Consider the following 15,390-nt stretch of genomic DNA (forward strand, 5'->3'; position numbering starts at 1 on the left):
GGCAAGCCCGCTCCCACAGGTTCAGCGCGATCCTTGTGGGAGCGGGCTTGCCCGCGATGGGGCCGGTACAGGCGACAGAAATACCAGGCTGGTCTTTACTCTGAAGCGCGCAACGTCTCAATCGCCAAGGAGCAACAGCATGTCCGGATGGTATGAAGTGAGTAAAAGCAGCAGCGGTCAGTTCAGGTTTGTGCTGAAGGCGGCAAACGCCGAAACCATTCTGACCAGCGAGCTGTACACCACCCACGCCGCGGCCGACAAAGGTATCGCATCGGTGCAGGCCAACAGCCCGCTGGATGAGCGCTACGAGAAAAAAACCACCAAGGATGGCCATCCTTATTTCAATCTAAAGGCCGGAAACCACGAGATTATCGGCAGCAGCGAATCCTATTCCTCCGCTGCGGCCATGGAGAAAGGCATCGCCAGTGTGAAGGCCAATGGCCCGAGCAAAGTGATCAAGGACAAAACCTTGCCGGTGCTCTGAACCCGGTACACATCCCCTGTAGGCGCTCGATTTACAGGGGTAATGCTTTCCAATGTGGGAGCGAGCCTGCTCGCGATGGCGTCAGCCGCATCACCGCTAAACTTCGACTGGAACCATCAACTTCGGACTCCCCAACCCATGGGTCTTCGAATCGAAAAACCGCAATTCAATACCCATGCCTTCAAACAACTTCGCGTAATAGCGCTTCTGATGCTGGATAAACGCCTGGCTGCGCGGATAAATCGAGATCGCCAACACCTTGGGTTTGGCCAGGCGCAAGGCATGCACGATATGGCTGTCCTGTTCGCCCAGCGCATGACCGAAAATGCACAATCCATCACCGTGAGTCAGTAGCTGCTCGTAGCAGAACGACAGGTAGTCCGAGCTGCGAATGGTCTTGAGCTTGTCCGCGCTTGGGCCTTCGTTGACGAACAGCGGCACGTCGTCGAGGGTCTTGATCGTGTTGTTGATGGCGAAATTGCCCAGCAACGCTCCCTCGGTCGACATCAGTTTGCGTGCGGTGCCATCCTGGTTTCGCACCAAATGCAGGCCACCGTGCAGATACAGCAGGCGGGTTTCATCGGTGGCCGTGGCGCTCAAGTCGAAACCGGGTTCGGCGCCCTGGAACAAGTCGGTGATTGCCTCGGGCTGATGCTGCAACGCCCAGTAGTTGAGCAAATCGTAGTTGGTGGTGAACACCGTCCGATAGGTGCTCAATTCCTGATTGATGGTCGTCAAGGTTGACGGTTGCACCAGGCGCCACGGGATGTGCACAGCGTGCACCGTGTTGATCAGCGCTTCCTTGATGGCGTAGTACCGATTGCGCGGTGCCGCAGAGCTGACGGCCAACGCCTTGTTGACCCGGCTGGTGGTTTTCAGTGCGCCCAGCACCTGTTCGAAACTGCGGGTTTGCATCGCGTCGAACACACTCAACTCGGAAGGGCTCAGCGGTTTTTCTTCGACGGTGCGAGCGTTCTCGAACAGCGACTCGTAACCGAAATCGTCCCACACCGCGCGGCTGGCGCCGTTGCCCACCAGCAGGCCGCCGAACGCAGCGCTCGTGCGCAGGACGTTCCAGTCTTCAAGTTGGGCGTCGACATCCAGGAAATCGGTCATTGCGTTGTTCGTCTCACGGCAAAAGGGGCTGATGGGCGGCGACTTTATCACGACCATGCAATCAGATTTTCCGTAGTGCGATCTAAGCCGTTCTCCGATTTGATGGGGCCATCACACAAAACATCGCGCCCAAGGCCAGCAGGGTGCACAACAAAGACAGGGGCCATGCCTCCTGGCTGGCAATCAGGCCGGCGATCCCTCCAATGGCTGCGGCCATCAGCTGATGGATAAAGCCACTCAAGGCCATCGCATAGGCACCGCTGACTGGAGAGCCATCGTTGGCCAGAGACAGGCTGATCGGGTAATTCAAAGACTGGCCAAACACTGCAAAGCAGTAAGGCAGCCAGAACAACCAAGCGATGGAAGTGCCGGCAATGCTTCCAAACAACATTACAGTGCTTCCCACCAGCACCAGCCCCACTCCTATCGTCATCAGCCGGTGTCGACCCGTGCGCAGAACGAACCTGTTGACCCCCAGCGCCCCCAGAAAATACGCCGCGCTGATCGGCCAGCCCAATAATCCATACTCCAGGGCCGACCAGTTGAACGATCCTTGCAGGATCAGTGGCGCGGCGGTATTGAACGCGATGATTACGCCGTAACCCAGGCCACCGGTGAGGGCCGGAAAAAGAAAGGCACGATCAAGCATTATTCGACAGTAGTACGAGAGAGCGGACGACGAAACGTTGTGCTCGGAAAGCATCGGAAACCTGACCCATGCTACGAGCCCGGCCATCAACAGACTCGCACCACCCAGCAGCTGGAAAATGGCTGGCCAGCCAAGTGCGGTTTGTACGATCGACCCCAGGTATTGACCGATCCCCAGCGCGACCACAAAGGAAATGGAAAGCCAGGACAGCGCCTTGGCAAGCAACTCACCCTGGAAACTGTCGCGAATCAGCACCCGCGCCATGACTGAAATCCCGCTGGCGCCAATGCCCTGAACCAGTCGCAATAACAGGAACATCTCAAGTCCCTGACCCAATGGCAGCGCAATATTGCTTAAACCATAGATAACGAGCGCGGCGAGCAATATGGGTTTTCGGCCAATGCGTTGACTGATACTGCCCCAGAGCAGCATTGGCATCGCCATGCCAATCAAATACATCGCCAATCCCCATGCGACGTGGGAGGCATCAGTAGATAGGCTTCGAGCCATTTCCGGCAGTGCGGGCAGGTAAATACTCATACCCAACTGTGCGAGAAAAACCGTGCTGCAGGTGATGAGGAGAGTGGTGGAGCTCTTCATGGCGCCTTCTTTGGGTTTCAATTTTCGGGGCTTCAGGGTTTTAGGGTTTCGGGGTGCTCAGTTAAATGACCCATTTTCGAAATGCACCCTGTGCCAATCCAGACTCTACGGGAAGCAGTGAAAGCGTTGAAGCAGGTGATTCCGGGATGGTTGAGTGTTACGAGAAATAAATGTGTAGGACGATGCTTATGGGGTTGTGAGGCATTTGTCTTGTCGAAAAGTTGAAAAAGAGGGATATCCTGCCAAGCCCGCTGAGCCCAATACATCGAGCCCACTCATGCTGCAGAAAAGCCTGATCCGCCGCCTCGACCTGATCACCCTGCAACTGTTTGTCGCTGTCCACGAAGAGGGCACTCTGACCCGTGCCGCCGCCCGTGAAGCGATTGCGGTGTCGGCAGCGAGCAAGCGCTTGATGGAGTTGGAGCAAGTGCTGGGCATCAGCCTGTTCGTACGTCAGGCCAAGGGCATGACACTGACGCCTGCGGGGGAAACCTTGCTGCACCACGCGCGGCAGATGCTGTTCAATGTCGAGAAAATGGGCCTGGAACTGGGCGAGCATAGCCACGGTGTGCGTGGCTATGTGCGGATGCTCGCCAACCTGTCGGCGATCATTCAGTTCCTGCCCGAAGACTTGCGGGACTTTTCCGAGCGGCACCCGCAGGTCAAGACCGACCTCGAAGAACGACCGAGCGCCGGGGTGATTCAGGGTGTTCTGGATGGCGTGGCTGACCTCGGAATTTGCTCCATCGATAGCGACATCAAAGGCTTGCACAGCGTGTTGTACCGCCAGGACAAACTGGTGGTGTTGATGCCGCCGAATCACCCTTTGGCCAAGCAATCGAGCCTGGCCTTCGCCGACACGCTGGACAGCGATTACGTCGGCCTGCACGCCGCCAGTTCCATCAACATGCGCACCCACGCGGCGGCGCGGGAGGCTGGCAAAGTCTTGCGGGTGCGTATCCATGTGCCGGGGTTCGACGCCATGTGCCGCATGGTCCAGGCCAACATGGGCATTGGTGTGCTTCCGCAACGGGCCTATGAATTGTTTGGTCGGGCGTTGGGGTTGCATGCGGTGCCGTTGACGGACGAATGGTCGGACCGGGCGTTGATTCTGGTGGTGCGCGATGAGGCGCTGCTGTCGCCGGTGAGCCGGATGTTGTTTGAGCATTTGCGGAGTTGTGCGTGAACGATCCCGGTCGATTGCACCGGCCTCATCGCGGGCAAGCCCGCTCCCACAGTGGGCGATGTGAAGCACAAATTGTGCAAACATCGAAAGTCCCTGTGGGAGCGGGCTTGCCCGCGATGGCGTACTGAAAATCGCAACGAATTCCTACGGCGTTCGCATTTCGCGAACGGTCGTTGCCAACTGAAGGTTGGATTCCTTTGCCCGCTGTCCTCTAGCCTTGGCCCATATTCCAAGAACAAGAGGTCCCCCGCGATGACTGCCCCCCTGAGCGCAATCAAAGTGATCGAGATCGGCACGCTGATCGCCGCGCCGTTCGCTGCGCGCATGCTTGCCGAGTTCGGCGCCGAGGTGATCAAGATCGAAGCCATGGGCCAGGGCGATCCCCTGCGCAAATGGCGCAAACTGCACGAAGGCACTTCGCTGTGGTGGTACCTGCAATCGCGCAACAAGAAGTCGCTGGCGCTGAACCTCAAATCCCCTGAAGGCATCGAACTGGTCAAGCAGCTGGCGACCAGCGCCGACGTGCTGATCGAAAACCTGCGCCCAGGTGCCCTGGAAAAGCTTGGCCTGGGCTGGGACGTGCTGCACGCCCTCAACCCCAATCTGACACTGGTGCGCATTTCCGGTTACGGACAGACCGGCCCGTACCGCGATCGTCCGGGTTTCGGTGCCATCGGCGAGGCCATGGGCGGGATTCGCTACACCACCGGCACCCCCGGTTCGCCGCCGGCGCGGGTTGGCGTGAGCCTCGGTGACTCCCTGGCGTCGCTGCACGCGGTGATCGGTGCGCTGATGTCGCTGCTGCGGGTCAAGACCGGGCAGGGCGGTGGGCAAATCGTCGATGTGTCGTTGGCCGAAAGCGTGTTCAACGTCATGGAAAGCCTGGTGCCGGAATACGACATGCTCGGCCATGTGCGTGAGCGCAGCGGCGGTGCGCTGCCGGGTATCGCGCCTTCCAACACGTACCTCACGGCGGACGGCGCCTATGTCGTCATCGCTGGCAACAGTGACCCGATCTATCGTCGCTTGATGAATACCATCGGCCGCGCGGATCTGGCCGAGGCAGAGGAGTTCGCCCACAACGACGGGCGTGCGGCCAAGAGCGGTTTGCTCGATGCAGCCATTACCCATTGGACCAGCAGCCTGCCCATCGACGACGTACTGGTGGCGCTGGAAGCCGCCGAAGTCCCGGCCGGGCGCATCTATTCGGTGGCCGACATCGTTGCCGACCCGCATTACCAGGCGCGTGACATGCTGCTTAACGCTCAATTGCCCGGCGGCGCCACGGTGAAGATGCCTGGAATCGTGCCCAAGCTCTCCGAAACCCCCGGTGGCGTGAACTGGTCGGGGCCTGGTTTGGGCCAGCACACCGACAGTGTTCTTGGGCAACTGGGTTTGACCTCGGCAGACATCGAGCGCCTGAAAACTGAAGGTGTGGTGCAATGATCACTGACTATTCCGAGCGCCTGATCGTGCAGGAAGTTTCCCCGCGCGACGGTTTGCAGATTGAGCCGACCTGGGTTGAAACCGACGACAAAATCGCGCTGATCAATCAACTGTCACTGGCCGGGTTCAGCCGCATCGAAGCCGGTTCCTTCGTCTCGCCCAAAGCCATTCCTGCACTGCGCGATGGTGAAGGGGTGTTCAAGGGCATCACCCGCAAGCCGGGGGTGATCTACGTCGCGTTGATCCCCAATCTCAAGGGCGCGCAACGGGCGCTGGCTTGCAGCGCCGATGAGTTGAACCTGGTGATGTCTGCCAGCCAGACCCACAATCTGGCGAACATGCGCATGCGCTGCGAAGACTCACTGGCCGCATTCGGCGAGATCGTGCAGTTCGTGCACGGCTCTACAGTGCGACTCAACGCCAGCATCGCCACCACCTTTGGCTGCCCGTTCGAAGGCAAGATCGATGAAGACCGGGTGTTACAGATCGTCGAGGCCTACCAGGAACTCGGTATCCAGGGCATTACCCTGGCCGACACCACCGGCATGGCCAACCCGCGCCAGATCGACCGCTTGGTGCGGCGGGTTTTGCAGCGGGTTTCGCCAGCGGATCTGACTTTGCATTTTCACAACACCCGTGGTCTTGGCTTGTGCAATGTGCTGGCCGCCTACGAGGCCGGCGCTCGACGTTTCGACGCGGCACTCGGCGGCCTGGGCGGTTGCCCGTTCGCGCCGGGTGCGTCGGGCAACATTTGTACGGAGGACCTGGTGAACCTGTGCGATGAAATCGGCATCGATACGGGCATCGATCTTCCGCTGCTGTTGAAGCTGTCCCGAGAATTGCCAGCGCTGCTGGGGCATGAAGTGCCCGGTCAACTGGCCAAGGCCGGGCGCAATTGTGATCTGCACCCGATCCCCACCTGACAACCCCATCCTCTGTGGGAGCGGGCTTGCTCGCGAATACGGTCTGACATTCAGCAATGTTGTCGACTGAGATGCCGTCTTCGCGAGCAAGCCCGCTCCCACATGAAAGCTCCTTCACTGAGCCACCTAACCAGACAACAAAAACAATCGGACACCCTCGGGAAGTCCATCTGGAGAAACGCTATGAGCCTCAATGCAATGGAGGCCGGGGCGAACCCGGCCGTTAGCCACGATGAAGAAAAAGCCCTGGTCAGCAAAGTCGCCTGGCGCCTGATGCCGCTGATCATGGTCTGCTACCTGTTTGCCTTTTTCGACCGCATCAATATCAGCTTTGCCAAGTTCCAGCTGCAGGCCGACCTGAGCCTGAGCGATACCGCCTACGGCCTCGGCGCCGGGTTGTTCGTGGTCGGTTACGTGATTTTCGAAGTGCCGAGCAACATGATGCTGTACAAGGTCGGCGCCCGTCGCTGGATCGCCCGGATCATGATGTCCTGGGGCGTGGCCACGGCCTTGATGGTCTTCGTCAACAGCGAATGGCAGTTCTACGTGCTGCGGTTCCTGATCGGTGCGATGGAAGCCGGTTTTGCGCCGGGGGTGCTGTATTACCTGACGCTGTGGTTCCCGCAGCACTACCGCGGTCGCATCACGTCGATGCTGTTCCTGGCGTCGGCCTTCGCCGGCCTGTTCGGCGCGCCGTTCTCCGGTCTGGTGTTGCAACACCTCGATGGCGTGCTGCAGATGCGCGGCTGGCACTGGCTGTTCCTGCTCGGTGGTGTGCCGTGCATCGGTCTTGGTTTGTTGGTACTGACCTTACTCAAGGACCGCATCGAAGACGCCCATTGGCTGACCTCATCGGAAAAGACGCTGCTGGCCAGCCGCATCGCCAAACATGAACCGCACAAAAGTGGTGGTTCGTTAATGGCCGCGTTGCGAATTCCGGGTTTTTTGACCCTCGGCCTGATCTACTTCCTGATTCAAGTGGCGTCCTATGGCTTGAACTTCTGGGCGCCGCAACTGATTCGCAGCGCGGGTACTGAGAGCCCGGTGATGATCGGTCTGCTGACCGCCATTCCGTATATTTGCGGGGCAATCAGCATGGTGGTGATCGGACGCTTGTCTGATGCCACTGGGGAGCGTCGCAAGTTTGTCGCCGGCTTGGTCGCCGTCGGCGCCATCGGTTTCTTCTGCGCAGGTATCTTCGCCAACCACACAACCTTCCTGATCGTTGCACTGGGCTTGCTTGGCGCCGGGATCATCGCCTCCATCCCGAGCTTCTGGACCCTGCCGCCAAAACTGCTGGCCGGAGCGGGTGCTGGTGCGGCGGGCGGGATCGCGGTCATCAACACCCTTGGCCAGTTCGGCGGCATCGTCAGCCCGGTCATGGTCGGCCGGATCAAGGACCTGACCGGCAGTACGACACCGGCGCTGTATGTCATCGGTGTCTGTGCATTGATTGCCGTGGCGTTGTTGATGTGGGGGCTGCCGCAGAAGCTGCGAACACTCGATAAAGCGTAAAAGATCGCAGCCTTCGGCAGCGCCTACAGGGACCACGCATCCTTGTAGGAGTTGCCGGAGGCTGCGACTTATTCCAAGACTAAACCTTCACCACCTCGAAGGTGGAAGTCGGCGCGTGTGAAACACTCGTAGTATCTGAAGTCGACCTTGGCGAACCCGATAGGGAATCAAATAGGGGCGATCAGGCATGACCCATTCTCGTGTCCCAGGTAAGCGTCCCTCACGGCCCGTGGCTGGAAATTGGGCAAGATGATCAACACTGGCGAAAATTGCCTGGACAAAATCCGCAGCAGCTTTTGGATTTTCGATTGCAATGTACGCGGCTTCGTCATCCAGATTCTTTAACGCTGTACGCAACCACTCAATGCGCATTGGCCGTCCACTTGTCAGCGATTGCGTTCACTTCCTCTTGGGTTGCGAAGTCGCCATCATCGGCTTCTTTCAACGCTTTCTGAATTTCCTCAATTTGCCAAGCTTCTCGAGCCAGATATTGACGTAGGGCATCAACAGCCAAAAATGATTTGCTGCGACCCGTAGCTTTAGAAAGATTAGCGAGGGTATCGGCAATGTCGTCTGGTACGCGCAAAGACATAACTGACATGATGGTCTCGATGTAGTGATTTGTAATACAACATACTACACCGTCATCTGTGGGGCGGTGCCAGCCCGTTTGTCTATCGAGATCTTTCAGCCGACAACCAAGCACCTGATATAGACTGGCCACCATTCACCAAACCGTTCAAAGGGCTTCCCATGACCCACTCGCTGCTAATGGCCGTGCTCGCCTCGGGATTCATATACGGCATTACCCCGGGTCCCGGTGTTTTGGCTGTGTTTGGCATCGGCGCGGCGCATGGGCGACGGGCAGGGGCGGGGTTTCTTTGCGGGCATTTGCTGGGGGATGTGATCTGGTGCAGCACTGCCCTGGTGGCAATCGTCGGTGCGCGGGAAATCGGCAGCACGGCATTTGATGTATTGGGCTTGCTCAGCGGCCTCTATCTGTTCTGGCTCGGTTGGCGTGCGGTGCGGGCGCGTCGCAACACGGGTGACTCGCCACAGGGGGCTGCTCGTCAGCCGTTCTGGCATGGCATCGTGTTCGGCCTGACCAATCCGAAGGCTTACCCGGTGGCCGTGGCCACGTTCACCGCGTTATTGTCGAGTCGTGCGGAGCTTCTGACCTGGTCGATGTTGCCGTGGTTGATCTTCCTGAGCTTTGTCGGCGGCCTTTTCGCCTACGCTATCCTCATTGGCATAGTAGGGGCGCGGCGGGTTCGCACCTTGTATCAGCGCCATGAACTGGCGATTACCCGTTTGTGCGGTGTGATGTTCATCGGTTTCGCCATCAACGCCCTGGCCCATGCCTTGCCGGGGCTGGTGACGAACAAGGCTTGACGCTGATCGCAGGGATGCATCAGTTGCGCAGTACCGGTCAGGGATGGTTTTTTTTGGCTGCTTTGTTCGGACATGCTCTCGGCACATGACCTCCAGAAATTCCGCTCCGTTGGCGAGCTACATCGATCTGTTGCTGGATGCCGTTTGCGCGGTCGACAAACAAGGTCGCTTCGTTTTTGTCAGCGCAGCCTGCGAGCGCGTTTTCGGCTATAGCCCCGACGAGATGGTCGGCCAACAGATGATCGATATGGTCCACCCGGCCGATCGCCAGCGCACCCTCGATGCCGCACGCGAGATCATGGGCGGCGAGCCCAAGCTCAATTTCGAAAACCGTTACCTGCGCAAGGATGGCCGGGTGGTGCACATCCTCTGGTCGGCGCGTTGGTCGGAGGTTGACCAACTACGCATTGCCGTGGCCCGCGATATCACCGAGCGCAAACAGGCCGAGTCCCGACAAGCGGCGCTGTATGCGATTTCCGAAGCTGCACATGCGGCGGAGGATTTGCTGGCGCTGTTCAAGCGTGTCCATCTGATCATCGGCGAATGGCTGCCAGCACTGAATTTTTCCGTAGCGTTGTATGACGAAAACTGTACGGAGCTCCATTTTCCCTATCACGTCGATGACCATGAGCCGCAACTCGAGCAGCCCGGTACGATCACCGCGCGCCTGTGTGCCGAGGTTATCCGCAGCGGTCTGCCAATCCTGCTGACCCCGGGCCAGGAAAATCCCCCCGCGGGATTCGAGGTGCTGGTGGACGGCCAGAACTCGCCATGCTGGCTGGGTGTGCCGCTGAATTCGCAGAACGGCACCATTGGCGCATTGATCGTCAAAAGCATTCCAGGCGGTGAGCGCTACACGGAACAGGATAAAGAGCTGTTGCAGTATGTTTGCGCCCAAGTCGCGACGGCGATCGAGCGCAAGCAACTGCACGCGCGCCTGCAACGCATGGCCCAGTACGACCTGTTGACTCAGTTGCCCAACCGCGCACTGCTGCGTGACCGGCTAAAGGCTGCAATAGAAGCCGCACGCGAAGAGTGCGGACGAATGGCGCTGCTGTATGTCGACCTCGACCGCTTCAAGCAGGTTAACGACACCCACGGCCATGCCGTCGGCGACATGTTGCTGCAGACCGTGGCCAATCGTCTCAAGGGCTGCGTGCGCGAAACCGACACCGTGGCGCGCATTGGCGGTGACGAATTTGTGGTGTTGCTGCACAGCATCCATGCCTCGGGCGACGCCGACTGCGTGGCCGGCAAAATCCGTCAGGTCCTGGGCCAGCCACTGCGGCTTGACGGGCACAGCCTGAACATCCAGCCGAGCATTGGCGTGGCGCAATTCCCCGAACACGGCACTGAAGAGAATCAGTTGTTCCGTCACGCCGACGAGGCGATGTACACCGCCAAGCGCCAGCAACACCTGCGACTCGTCTGAGAAAATCGTCACCGTTCGTCGTGAGGATTTCAGGTTTTCTAAACCTTTTGATACGCGAAAATTCAGATTCTATGCGGGCCACAGCTCGCCGCGATCATCATCAAGAGGTAGAGAATCATGCCTAACTCAAGAAACTCGAACTCCGGAAACCACGCGAACGATCGAACCAAAGCAACTGAAGCCGATCGTAAAGGTGGGAAAACCACCACCACAACCGTCGATAAAGAGCCTTCGAAACCCGATATGGGCCGTAAAGGCGGACAAGGCGAGCAAAAGTCTCGCTAATGGATGTTGGTAGTTTTGATGAGAAACGGGGGCGAAAGCTCCCGTTTGAATTTTCAGAGGAGGGCGCGACCATGAAACGGATGGCCACCCACATATGCAACGCCGCTTTTGCCACGTTACTGGGCCTGTGTGCCAGCAGTGCATTTGCCCAATCGCCCGTCGAATTCATCAACGATGCCTCGGCCAAAGGCGTGGCGGAGATCGAAGCCAGTCGCCTGGCGCACCAGAAGTCCGAATCCAAAGAGGTCAAGGACTACACCATCGTCGTGATCAACGACCGCACCACCGCCAACCAGCACTTGGCGAAAATCGCCAAACAACTGGATCTGCCAGTAGCTCCCCGTGAAGAAGTGGTGGAAAAGGCCAAGGCCCTGATGCCGCAAGTCATGGACGGTACAACGTTTGACCAGGCTTATGCGGCCAGTCAGGTGAAGACCACGCAGGAAACCATCGAGCAACTGGAACAAACGGCACAAACCACCGATGTGCCTGAAATCAAGGCGTTCGCCGAAGAAACCCTGCCCAAACTGCAAAACCACCTGCAAATGGCCCGGGCACTGCAAGCCAGTCGTTGATAGGCAAGGGCGCGAGCCCCATCAGCAGTTCTTCAAGTTGTCCTGACCATTGACCTGGACGACGGTGCCATCCAGGTCAATGGTCTGGCCCTCGCCGAGGCTGCGATAGTGCTTTCTCAGTGCCTCCAGTTCCTTGAGGTCCAGTGCTTCAAGGCCCAGCATCGCGTTCTGTGCTTCCTTCGTTACACGCAGCAACTCATCGACCTTCAAATGCAAAATGTCGGTATCGCGGTTTTGCGTGTTCTGGATCAGGAACACCATCAGGAAGGTGATGATGGTGGTCGAGGTGTTGATGACCAGTTGCCAGGTATCGTTGTAATTGAAAAGCGGCCCGCTCAATCCCCACAGCAAAATCAGAATGATCGCAGCCACGAACGTCTTGGGGCTACCGGCCCAGAGGGCGAGTTTTTGCGCGATTTTCGCAAACTTCATGGCCGTGTTCCTTATAAGAGTGCGCCTGAATTTCAGACAGTGGCGGCGGGGCAAAAATTCGACCTGACTTTGAAGCCGTTTTCAGAAACCTTTGGCGATGTTCAACGGGGTATCGTAGCGAGCCGAGGACAACACACCGACAGGAGAACGCAATGAGCTGGTCCGCCAAACAGTACGTCGCTTTTGAAGATGAACGCACCCGTCCCGCCCGTGATTTGCTGGCCGCCCTTCCTGCCGCCGATGTGCGCCTGGCCATCGATATCGGTTGCGGCCCCGGTAACTCCACCGAATTGCTGGTTGAGCGTTTTGCCAATGCCACGGTGCGCGGGTTGGACAGTTCGACCGACATGATCGAGGCGGCCCGCAAGCGCTTGCCGCAGATCCAGTTCGATGTTGCCGGCATCGACACCTGGAGTGACAGCGGCCCATTCGATGTGATTTTCGCCAACGCAGTGTTGCAGTGGTTACCGGACCACGCCACGTTGCTGCCCGCGCTGGTGAGCAAGCTCTCACCGGGTGGCAGCCTGGCGATCCAGATGCCGGACAACCTCAACCAGCCCTCGCACCGTTTGATGCGTGAAGTGGCGGCTGACGGTCCATGGGCAAGCAAACTGGCGGGTGTCGCCGGGCAGCGCACTGAAATGGAAGGTGCCGAGGGTTACTACTCGATGCTGAAAACCTCTTGCACCCGCGTCGATGTGTGGCGCACGACTTACCATCATCCTCTGGCCGACGGCGCATCGGGCGTGGTCGAGTGGTTCAAGGGCAGCGGGTTGCGGCCGTTCCTCGAGCCGCTGGATGAGACGGAGCGTGCGCAGTTTTTGAAGCAGTATCTGGCCGCTATCGAAAAGGCCTACCCGGCGTTGGCCGACGGTTCGGTTTTGTTGCCGTTTCCGCGGTTGTTTATCGTTGCTACTCGCTGACACGAAAAAGGGACTTTCTATCCGTCCCTTTTTATCAGCGCTCTGGAGCCCTGGAAGAAATCGTTCGGGCATCTGACGTCTTTACGACTCGGCATCCATACGTCGAGCGATCACGTCCAGCACATCGCATCCGTCGCGTAATGGTATGCAGCAGAGCAATGCGAAGTCGCTGAGGATGACCGAGTCGGTGGTTATATCTCCCCGCATCGCGAGGTTTTCGAGGATCTGCGTCACTGCGCCAATTCTGTAGCGAGCTGTGCTGAGTAGTGAGTGCAGGGGTTGGGTGGTATTGACGTACAAGGAGGGTAAATCGTCGGCGTTGCTGGTTAAAGCCATGTATTCATTCATGAGTGATTACCAATTGTAGGTGTAAGACCTACCACTCAATTGTCGCCAAACAATAGGGTGGTAGCTGTACGCGGGTTGGCGAACCGGACAATGGTAAAACCGGCAGACCCGAAGGTCTCCCACGCACAGCTACCGAAAAAGAGGCAGCCAAGTGCAATTAGAAACCCTCCGAGTAAAGCTCGGAGGGTTCTATACCATTGAACATCGAGTCGCCAAACCCGATACGCCATTTTGGCGCGCTCGGACTATAGGTCTCATGACAAAGGCACAGCAACGCGCAAGTGTACGGACATTTCCCAGCGTCGTGTAGGACGTTGCCTTTTTTGATGCTCGCCGACAATTACACGGACTTTCACGACTGCGCTACTAAATCCCGCCCATAAAAAAACCGGCCACTTGGGCTAATGCCAGTCAGTTAAGCGAAGAAGGTCTCTGTAGGAGCGAGCTTGCTCGCGAAAAACCTGTAGACGCCTCGACCATTCCGGATGCTCGCGTCATCGTTAACGTTTTTCGCGAGCAATCGAGCGTCGACCGGCTGCTCCTACAGTTCCTTAACTGACTGGCATTAGCCACTTGGGCCGGTTAATACATCAGGGAAGACGCGACATCAGCTTTGCTGTAACACCTTGAGCGCTGCCGAAGCCAGAAAGCCGGAACGGCTTTTCTCTTCCGGATGGTGCAACACGTACTCATCAATGCGATTGAGCAGGTAGCCGGGCAGGGTGATGTTTAGTTTCTGTGCCTTGCCCAGGTACTTGGTCACGTCTATGTCCACCAGCGCCCACGTACACCCCGTGTATTTTGGGTTGGCTGCATGCAGGGTCACTTTGTTGGCGGGCGGAATGGGTGAGCCGTCCTCGGCCAGAATCTCGAAGTGACCTTCAATGGCTTCCCGAGCCATGGCCATCGCATCATCCAGATCCTCCCCCGCAGAAAAGCATCCCGGAATGTCGGGGATTTCCACTCCCCAGGCGTGCTCGTCGTCGCCCATTGAAATCGCAATTGGGTAAAGCATGTTGGTTGTCCTCCGAGGACTGAGCGCAACGGGCTAGTTAGAGCAGCGCCTGTTGCAAAATACTGATGGCCGTTTTCTTGAGCAGGTCTTTCTTTGGATGAGGAACTGTCACCAAGCCCGGCTTGGTCGGATGCTTGAAGTGATGATGGCTACCTCTGATACGTACCAGATACCAGCCGTCTGCAACGAGTTGGCATATCAAAAATCGGCTATTCACATCACCTCCATGTGGTGTGCTGGTGGTTACTATACCTACTGATTGTTCTTAATCAACACTATACCCACCAAAGCGCTTTTGGTTTGGTTGGTTAAGTGACTGGAATCGAGTCTAGGAGGGTGATGCTGACAGGGTGGAGGGTAGGCCTGAATTGATCAGGTTTGTGTATCGCGGGGTTTTACCGGGAGCGGAGATGCTCGAAATCCGGACACAAAAAACCGTCCATCAAGAGAGTGTGTAAAAACGCCTCTGCGAACCCTTGCTATGATTTCTGAGGATTTCATCGCAGGGATCGCCCATGAAGCGCTTTATCCAAGGTGAACATCGAGGCCAAGGCAGCCTCCAGCGCAGCGAAAAACCACCAATTACCCAATCCTCTGCATCCAAAGCGTTTTTACACACTCTGGGCCGAGTCCTGTCTGTCGAATCCGGCAGAGAGCAGTCAAAAGTGGTCCGCACCCTCGAAATATGGAGCGATTCAGCTATGGGGTGTCCAAGGGGCTCTACAGCCCTGATGTCTTGTGCGGCCCTTGGCAGTTTTCGTAGTGGCAATCGTGGAGTATTTGATAAGGAAAAAGAATTTCTAGGTGGGGGTTGACCGCGTATTTTAATGCTGTACTATTTGCCTCCCGCTGACGAGCAACTCGATGTTGATCGCGGCTTAAGCAATTGATTTTATTGATAAAATCACGAGCTTTTAAGGGTATTAAAGAGGTCGATGTCGAATCTGTGCCTCGGTTGAGACGAAAGATCTTAACCAACCGCTCTTTAACAACTGAATCAAGCAATTCGTGTGGGTGCTTGTGGAGTCAGACTGATAGTCAACAAGATTATCAGCATCACAAGTTACTC

18 protein-coding genes are annotated in these 15,390 nt (G+C 57.5%); 10 read left to right on the top strand and 8 right to left on the bottom strand.

Annotation, left to right across the window (positions count from 1 at the left end):
* Positions 1–139 precede the first annotated feature (139 nt).
* Positions 140–484, top strand: a complete 345-nt coding sequence (locus ACRESJ_RS23635; protein WP_431760062.1) for a YegP family protein — start codon at positions 140–142, stop codon at positions 482–484.
* A 96-nt stretch (positions 485–580) separates the two neighbouring features.
* Here ACRESJ_RS23635 and ACRESJ_RS23640 read toward each other — a convergent pair whose 3' ends face one another.
* Positions 581–1,600 (bottom strand): DUF4917 family protein, encoded by a 1,020-nt coding sequence (locus ACRESJ_RS23640; RefSeq protein ID WP_431760063.1) that lies wholly within the window; start codon positions 1,598–1,600, stop codon positions 581–583.
* 82 nt (positions 1,601–1,682) lie between these two features.
* Positions 1,683–2,849: an MFS transporter gene (locus ACRESJ_RS23645; RefSeq protein ID WP_431760064.1), complete on the bottom strand. Its 1,167-nt coding sequence runs from the start codon at positions 2,847–2,849 to the stop codon at positions 1,683–1,685.
* A 277-nt stretch (positions 2,850–3,126) separates the two neighbouring features.
* Between ACRESJ_RS23645 and ACRESJ_RS23650 the strand changes: the two genes are divergently transcribed.
* The 4 genes from ACRESJ_RS23650 (at position 3,127) to ACRESJ_RS23665 (ending at position 7,919) form a co-directional block, all read left to right on the top strand.
* Entirely contained in the window at positions 3,127–4,035 is a 909-nt protein-coding gene (locus ACRESJ_RS23650; protein ID WP_431760065.1) for a LysR family transcriptional regulator, read from the top strand.
* Between the two features lie 252 nt (positions 4,036–4,287).
* The gene (locus tag ACRESJ_RS23655; protein ID WP_431760066.1) at positions 4,288–5,481 is read left to right on the top strand and encodes a CaiB/BaiF CoA transferase family protein; all 1,194 of its coding nucleotides are present in this window, start codon (positions 4,288–4,290) and stop codon (positions 5,479–5,481) included.
* Entirely contained in the window at positions 5,478–6,404 is a 927-nt protein-coding gene (locus ACRESJ_RS23660) for a hydroxymethylglutaryl-CoA lyase (protein ID WP_431760067.1), read from the top strand. Before ACRESJ_RS23655 ends, ACRESJ_RS23660 begins: the two co-directional genes overlap by 4 nt.
* Before the next feature lie 183 nt (positions 6,405–6,587).
* Entirely contained in the window at positions 6,588–7,919 is a 1,332-nt protein-coding gene (locus tag ACRESJ_RS23665; RefSeq protein ID WP_431760068.1) for an MFS transporter, read from the top strand.
* 87 nt (positions 7,920–8,006) lie between these two features.
* Here the strand turns inward: ACRESJ_RS23665 and ACRESJ_RS23670 are convergent, their stop codons facing one another.
* Both ACRESJ_RS23670 and ACRESJ_RS23675 read right to left on the bottom strand, forming a co-directional pair.
* Positions 8,007–8,291 carry a type II toxin-antitoxin system RelE/ParE family toxin gene (locus ACRESJ_RS23670; RefSeq protein WP_431760069.1) on the bottom strand — a complete coding sequence of 95 codons (285 nt, stop codon included), beginning with the start codon at positions 8,289–8,291 and terminating at the stop codon, positions 8,007–8,009.
* A complete protein-coding gene (locus tag ACRESJ_RS23675) occupies positions 8,281–8,520 on the bottom strand; it encodes a CopG family ribbon-helix-helix protein (protein WP_431760079.1) in 240 nt (79 codons plus the stop codon). Before ACRESJ_RS23675 ends, ACRESJ_RS23670 begins: the two co-directional genes overlap by 11 nt.
* A gap of 152 nt (positions 8,521–8,672) precedes the next feature.
* Between ACRESJ_RS23675 and ACRESJ_RS23680 the strand changes: the two genes are divergently transcribed.
* The 4 genes from ACRESJ_RS23680 (at position 8,673) to ACRESJ_RS23695 (ending at position 11,603) form a co-directional block, all read left to right on the top strand.
* Positions 8,673–9,311, top strand: coding sequence for a LysE family translocator (locus tag ACRESJ_RS23680; RefSeq protein ID WP_431760070.1), 639 nt, complete (start codon positions 8,673–8,675; stop codon positions 9,309–9,311).
* Positions 9,312–9,396: 85 nt separating this feature from the next.
* A complete protein-coding gene (locus ACRESJ_RS23685) occupies positions 9,397–10,743 on the top strand; it encodes a diguanylate cyclase domain-containing protein (protein WP_431760071.1) in 1,347 nt (448 codons plus the stop codon).
* A gap of 117 nt (positions 10,744–10,860) precedes the next feature.
* On the top strand, positions 10,861–11,028 hold the full coding sequence (locus ACRESJ_RS23690) for a stress protein (RefSeq protein ID WP_431760072.1): 168 nt from the start codon (positions 10,861–10,863) through the stop codon (positions 11,026–11,028).
* A 71-nt stretch (positions 11,029–11,099) separates the two neighbouring features.
* Complete coding sequence (locus tag ACRESJ_RS23695; protein ID WP_431760073.1) at positions 11,100–11,603, top strand: DUF4142 domain-containing protein; 504 nt, start codon at positions 11,100–11,102, stop codon at positions 11,601–11,603.
* A 21-nt stretch (positions 11,604–11,624) separates the two neighbouring features.
* Here ACRESJ_RS23695 and ACRESJ_RS23700 read toward each other — a convergent pair whose 3' ends face one another.
* Positions 11,625–12,035 carry a low affinity iron permease family protein gene (locus ACRESJ_RS23700; protein ID WP_431760074.1) on the bottom strand — a complete coding sequence of 137 codons (411 nt, stop codon included), beginning with the start codon at positions 12,033–12,035 and terminating at the stop codon, positions 11,625–11,627.
* 152 nt (positions 12,036–12,187) lie between these two features.
* Between ACRESJ_RS23700 and tam the strand changes: the two genes are divergently transcribed.
* On the top strand, positions 12,188–12,958 hold the full coding sequence (gene tam / locus ACRESJ_RS23705; protein ID WP_431760075.1) for a trans-aconitate 2-methyltransferase: 771 nt from the start codon (positions 12,188–12,190) through the stop codon (positions 12,956–12,958).
* Between the two features lie 81 nt (positions 12,959–13,039).
* Here tam and ACRESJ_RS23710 read toward each other — a convergent pair whose 3' ends face one another.
* The 3 genes from ACRESJ_RS23710 to ACRESJ_RS23720 all read right to left on the bottom strand — a co-directional run bounded on the left by ACRESJ_RS23710 (position 13,040) and on the right by ACRESJ_RS23720 (position 14,538).
* Positions 13,040–13,306, bottom strand: a complete 267-nt coding sequence (locus tag ACRESJ_RS23710) for a short-chain dehydrogenase (RefSeq protein WP_431760076.1) — start codon at positions 13,304–13,306, stop codon at positions 13,040–13,042.
* A 607-nt stretch (positions 13,307–13,913) separates the two neighbouring features.
* A complete protein-coding gene (locus ACRESJ_RS23715; protein ID WP_431760077.1) occupies positions 13,914–14,321 on the bottom strand; it encodes a type II toxin-antitoxin system HicB family antitoxin in 408 nt (135 codons plus the stop codon).
* 37 nt (positions 14,322–14,358) lie between these two features.
* Positions 14,359–14,538, bottom strand: coding sequence for a type II toxin-antitoxin system HicA family toxin (locus ACRESJ_RS23720; protein WP_431760078.1), 180 nt, complete (start codon positions 14,536–14,538; stop codon positions 14,359–14,361).
* Between the last annotated feature and the right edge of the window lie 852 nt (positions 14,539–15,390).

It is taken from the genome of Pseudomonas sp. (genome assembly GCF_050739655.1).
Lineage (GTDB): Bacteria > Pseudomonadota > Gammaproteobacteria > Pseudomonadales > Pseudomonadaceae > Aquipseudomonas.

Coding starts and splice junctions, on each gene's coding strand:
- ACRESJ_RS23635 (WP_431760062.1), top strand. CDS start 140: ATGTCCGGATGGTATGAAGTGAGTAAAAGCAGCAGCGGTCAGTTCAGG.
- ACRESJ_RS23640 (WP_431760063.1), bottom strand. CDS start 1,600: ATGACCGATTTCCTGGATGTCGACGCCCAACTTGAAGACTGGAACGTC.
- ACRESJ_RS23645 (WP_431760064.1), bottom strand. CDS start 2,849: ATGAAGAGCTCCACCACTCTCCTCATCACCTGCAGCACGGTTTTTCTC.
- ACRESJ_RS23650 (WP_431760065.1), top strand. CDS start 3,127: ATGCTGCAGAAAAGCCTGATCCGCCGCCTCGACCTGATCACCCTGCAA.
- ACRESJ_RS23655 (WP_431760066.1), top strand. CDS start 4,288: ATGACTGCCCCCCTGAGCGCAATCAAAGTGATCGAGATCGGCACGCTG.
- ACRESJ_RS23660 (WP_431760067.1), top strand. CDS start 5,478: ATGATCACTGACTATTCCGAGCGCCTGATCGTGCAGGAAGTTTCCCCG.
- ACRESJ_RS23665 (WP_431760068.1), top strand. CDS start 6,588: ATGAGCCTCAATGCAATGGAGGCCGGGGCGAACCCGGCCGTTAGCCAC.
- ACRESJ_RS23670 (WP_431760069.1), bottom strand. CDS start 8,291: ATGCGCATTGAGTGGTTGCGTACAGCGTTAAAGAATCTGGATGACGAA.
- ACRESJ_RS23675 (WP_431760079.1), bottom strand. CDS start 8,520: ATGTCAGTTATGTCTTTGCGCGTACCAGACGACATTGCCGATACCCTC.
- ACRESJ_RS23680 (WP_431760070.1), top strand. CDS start 8,673: ATGACCCACTCGCTGCTAATGGCCGTGCTCGCCTCGGGATTCATATAC.
- ACRESJ_RS23685 (WP_431760071.1), top strand. CDS start 9,397: ATGACCTCCAGAAATTCCGCTCCGTTGGCGAGCTACATCGATCTGTTG.
- ACRESJ_RS23690 (WP_431760072.1), top strand. CDS start 10,861: ATGCCTAACTCAAGAAACTCGAACTCCGGAAACCACGCGAACGATCGA.
- ACRESJ_RS23695 (WP_431760073.1), top strand. CDS start 11,100: ATGAAACGGATGGCCACCCACATATGCAACGCCGCTTTTGCCACGTTA.
- ACRESJ_RS23700 (WP_431760074.1), bottom strand. CDS start 12,035: ATGAAGTTTGCGAAAATCGCGCAAAAACTCGCCCTCTGGGCCGGTAGC.
- tam (WP_431760075.1), top strand. CDS start 12,188: ATGAGCTGGTCCGCCAAACAGTACGTCGCTTTTGAAGATGAACGCACC.
- ACRESJ_RS23710 (WP_431760076.1), bottom strand. CDS start 13,306: ATGAATGAATACATGGCTTTAACCAGCAACGCCGACGATTTACCCTCC.
- ACRESJ_RS23715 (WP_431760077.1), bottom strand. CDS start 14,321: ATGCTTTACCCAATTGCGATTTCAATGGGCGACGACGAGCACGCCTGG.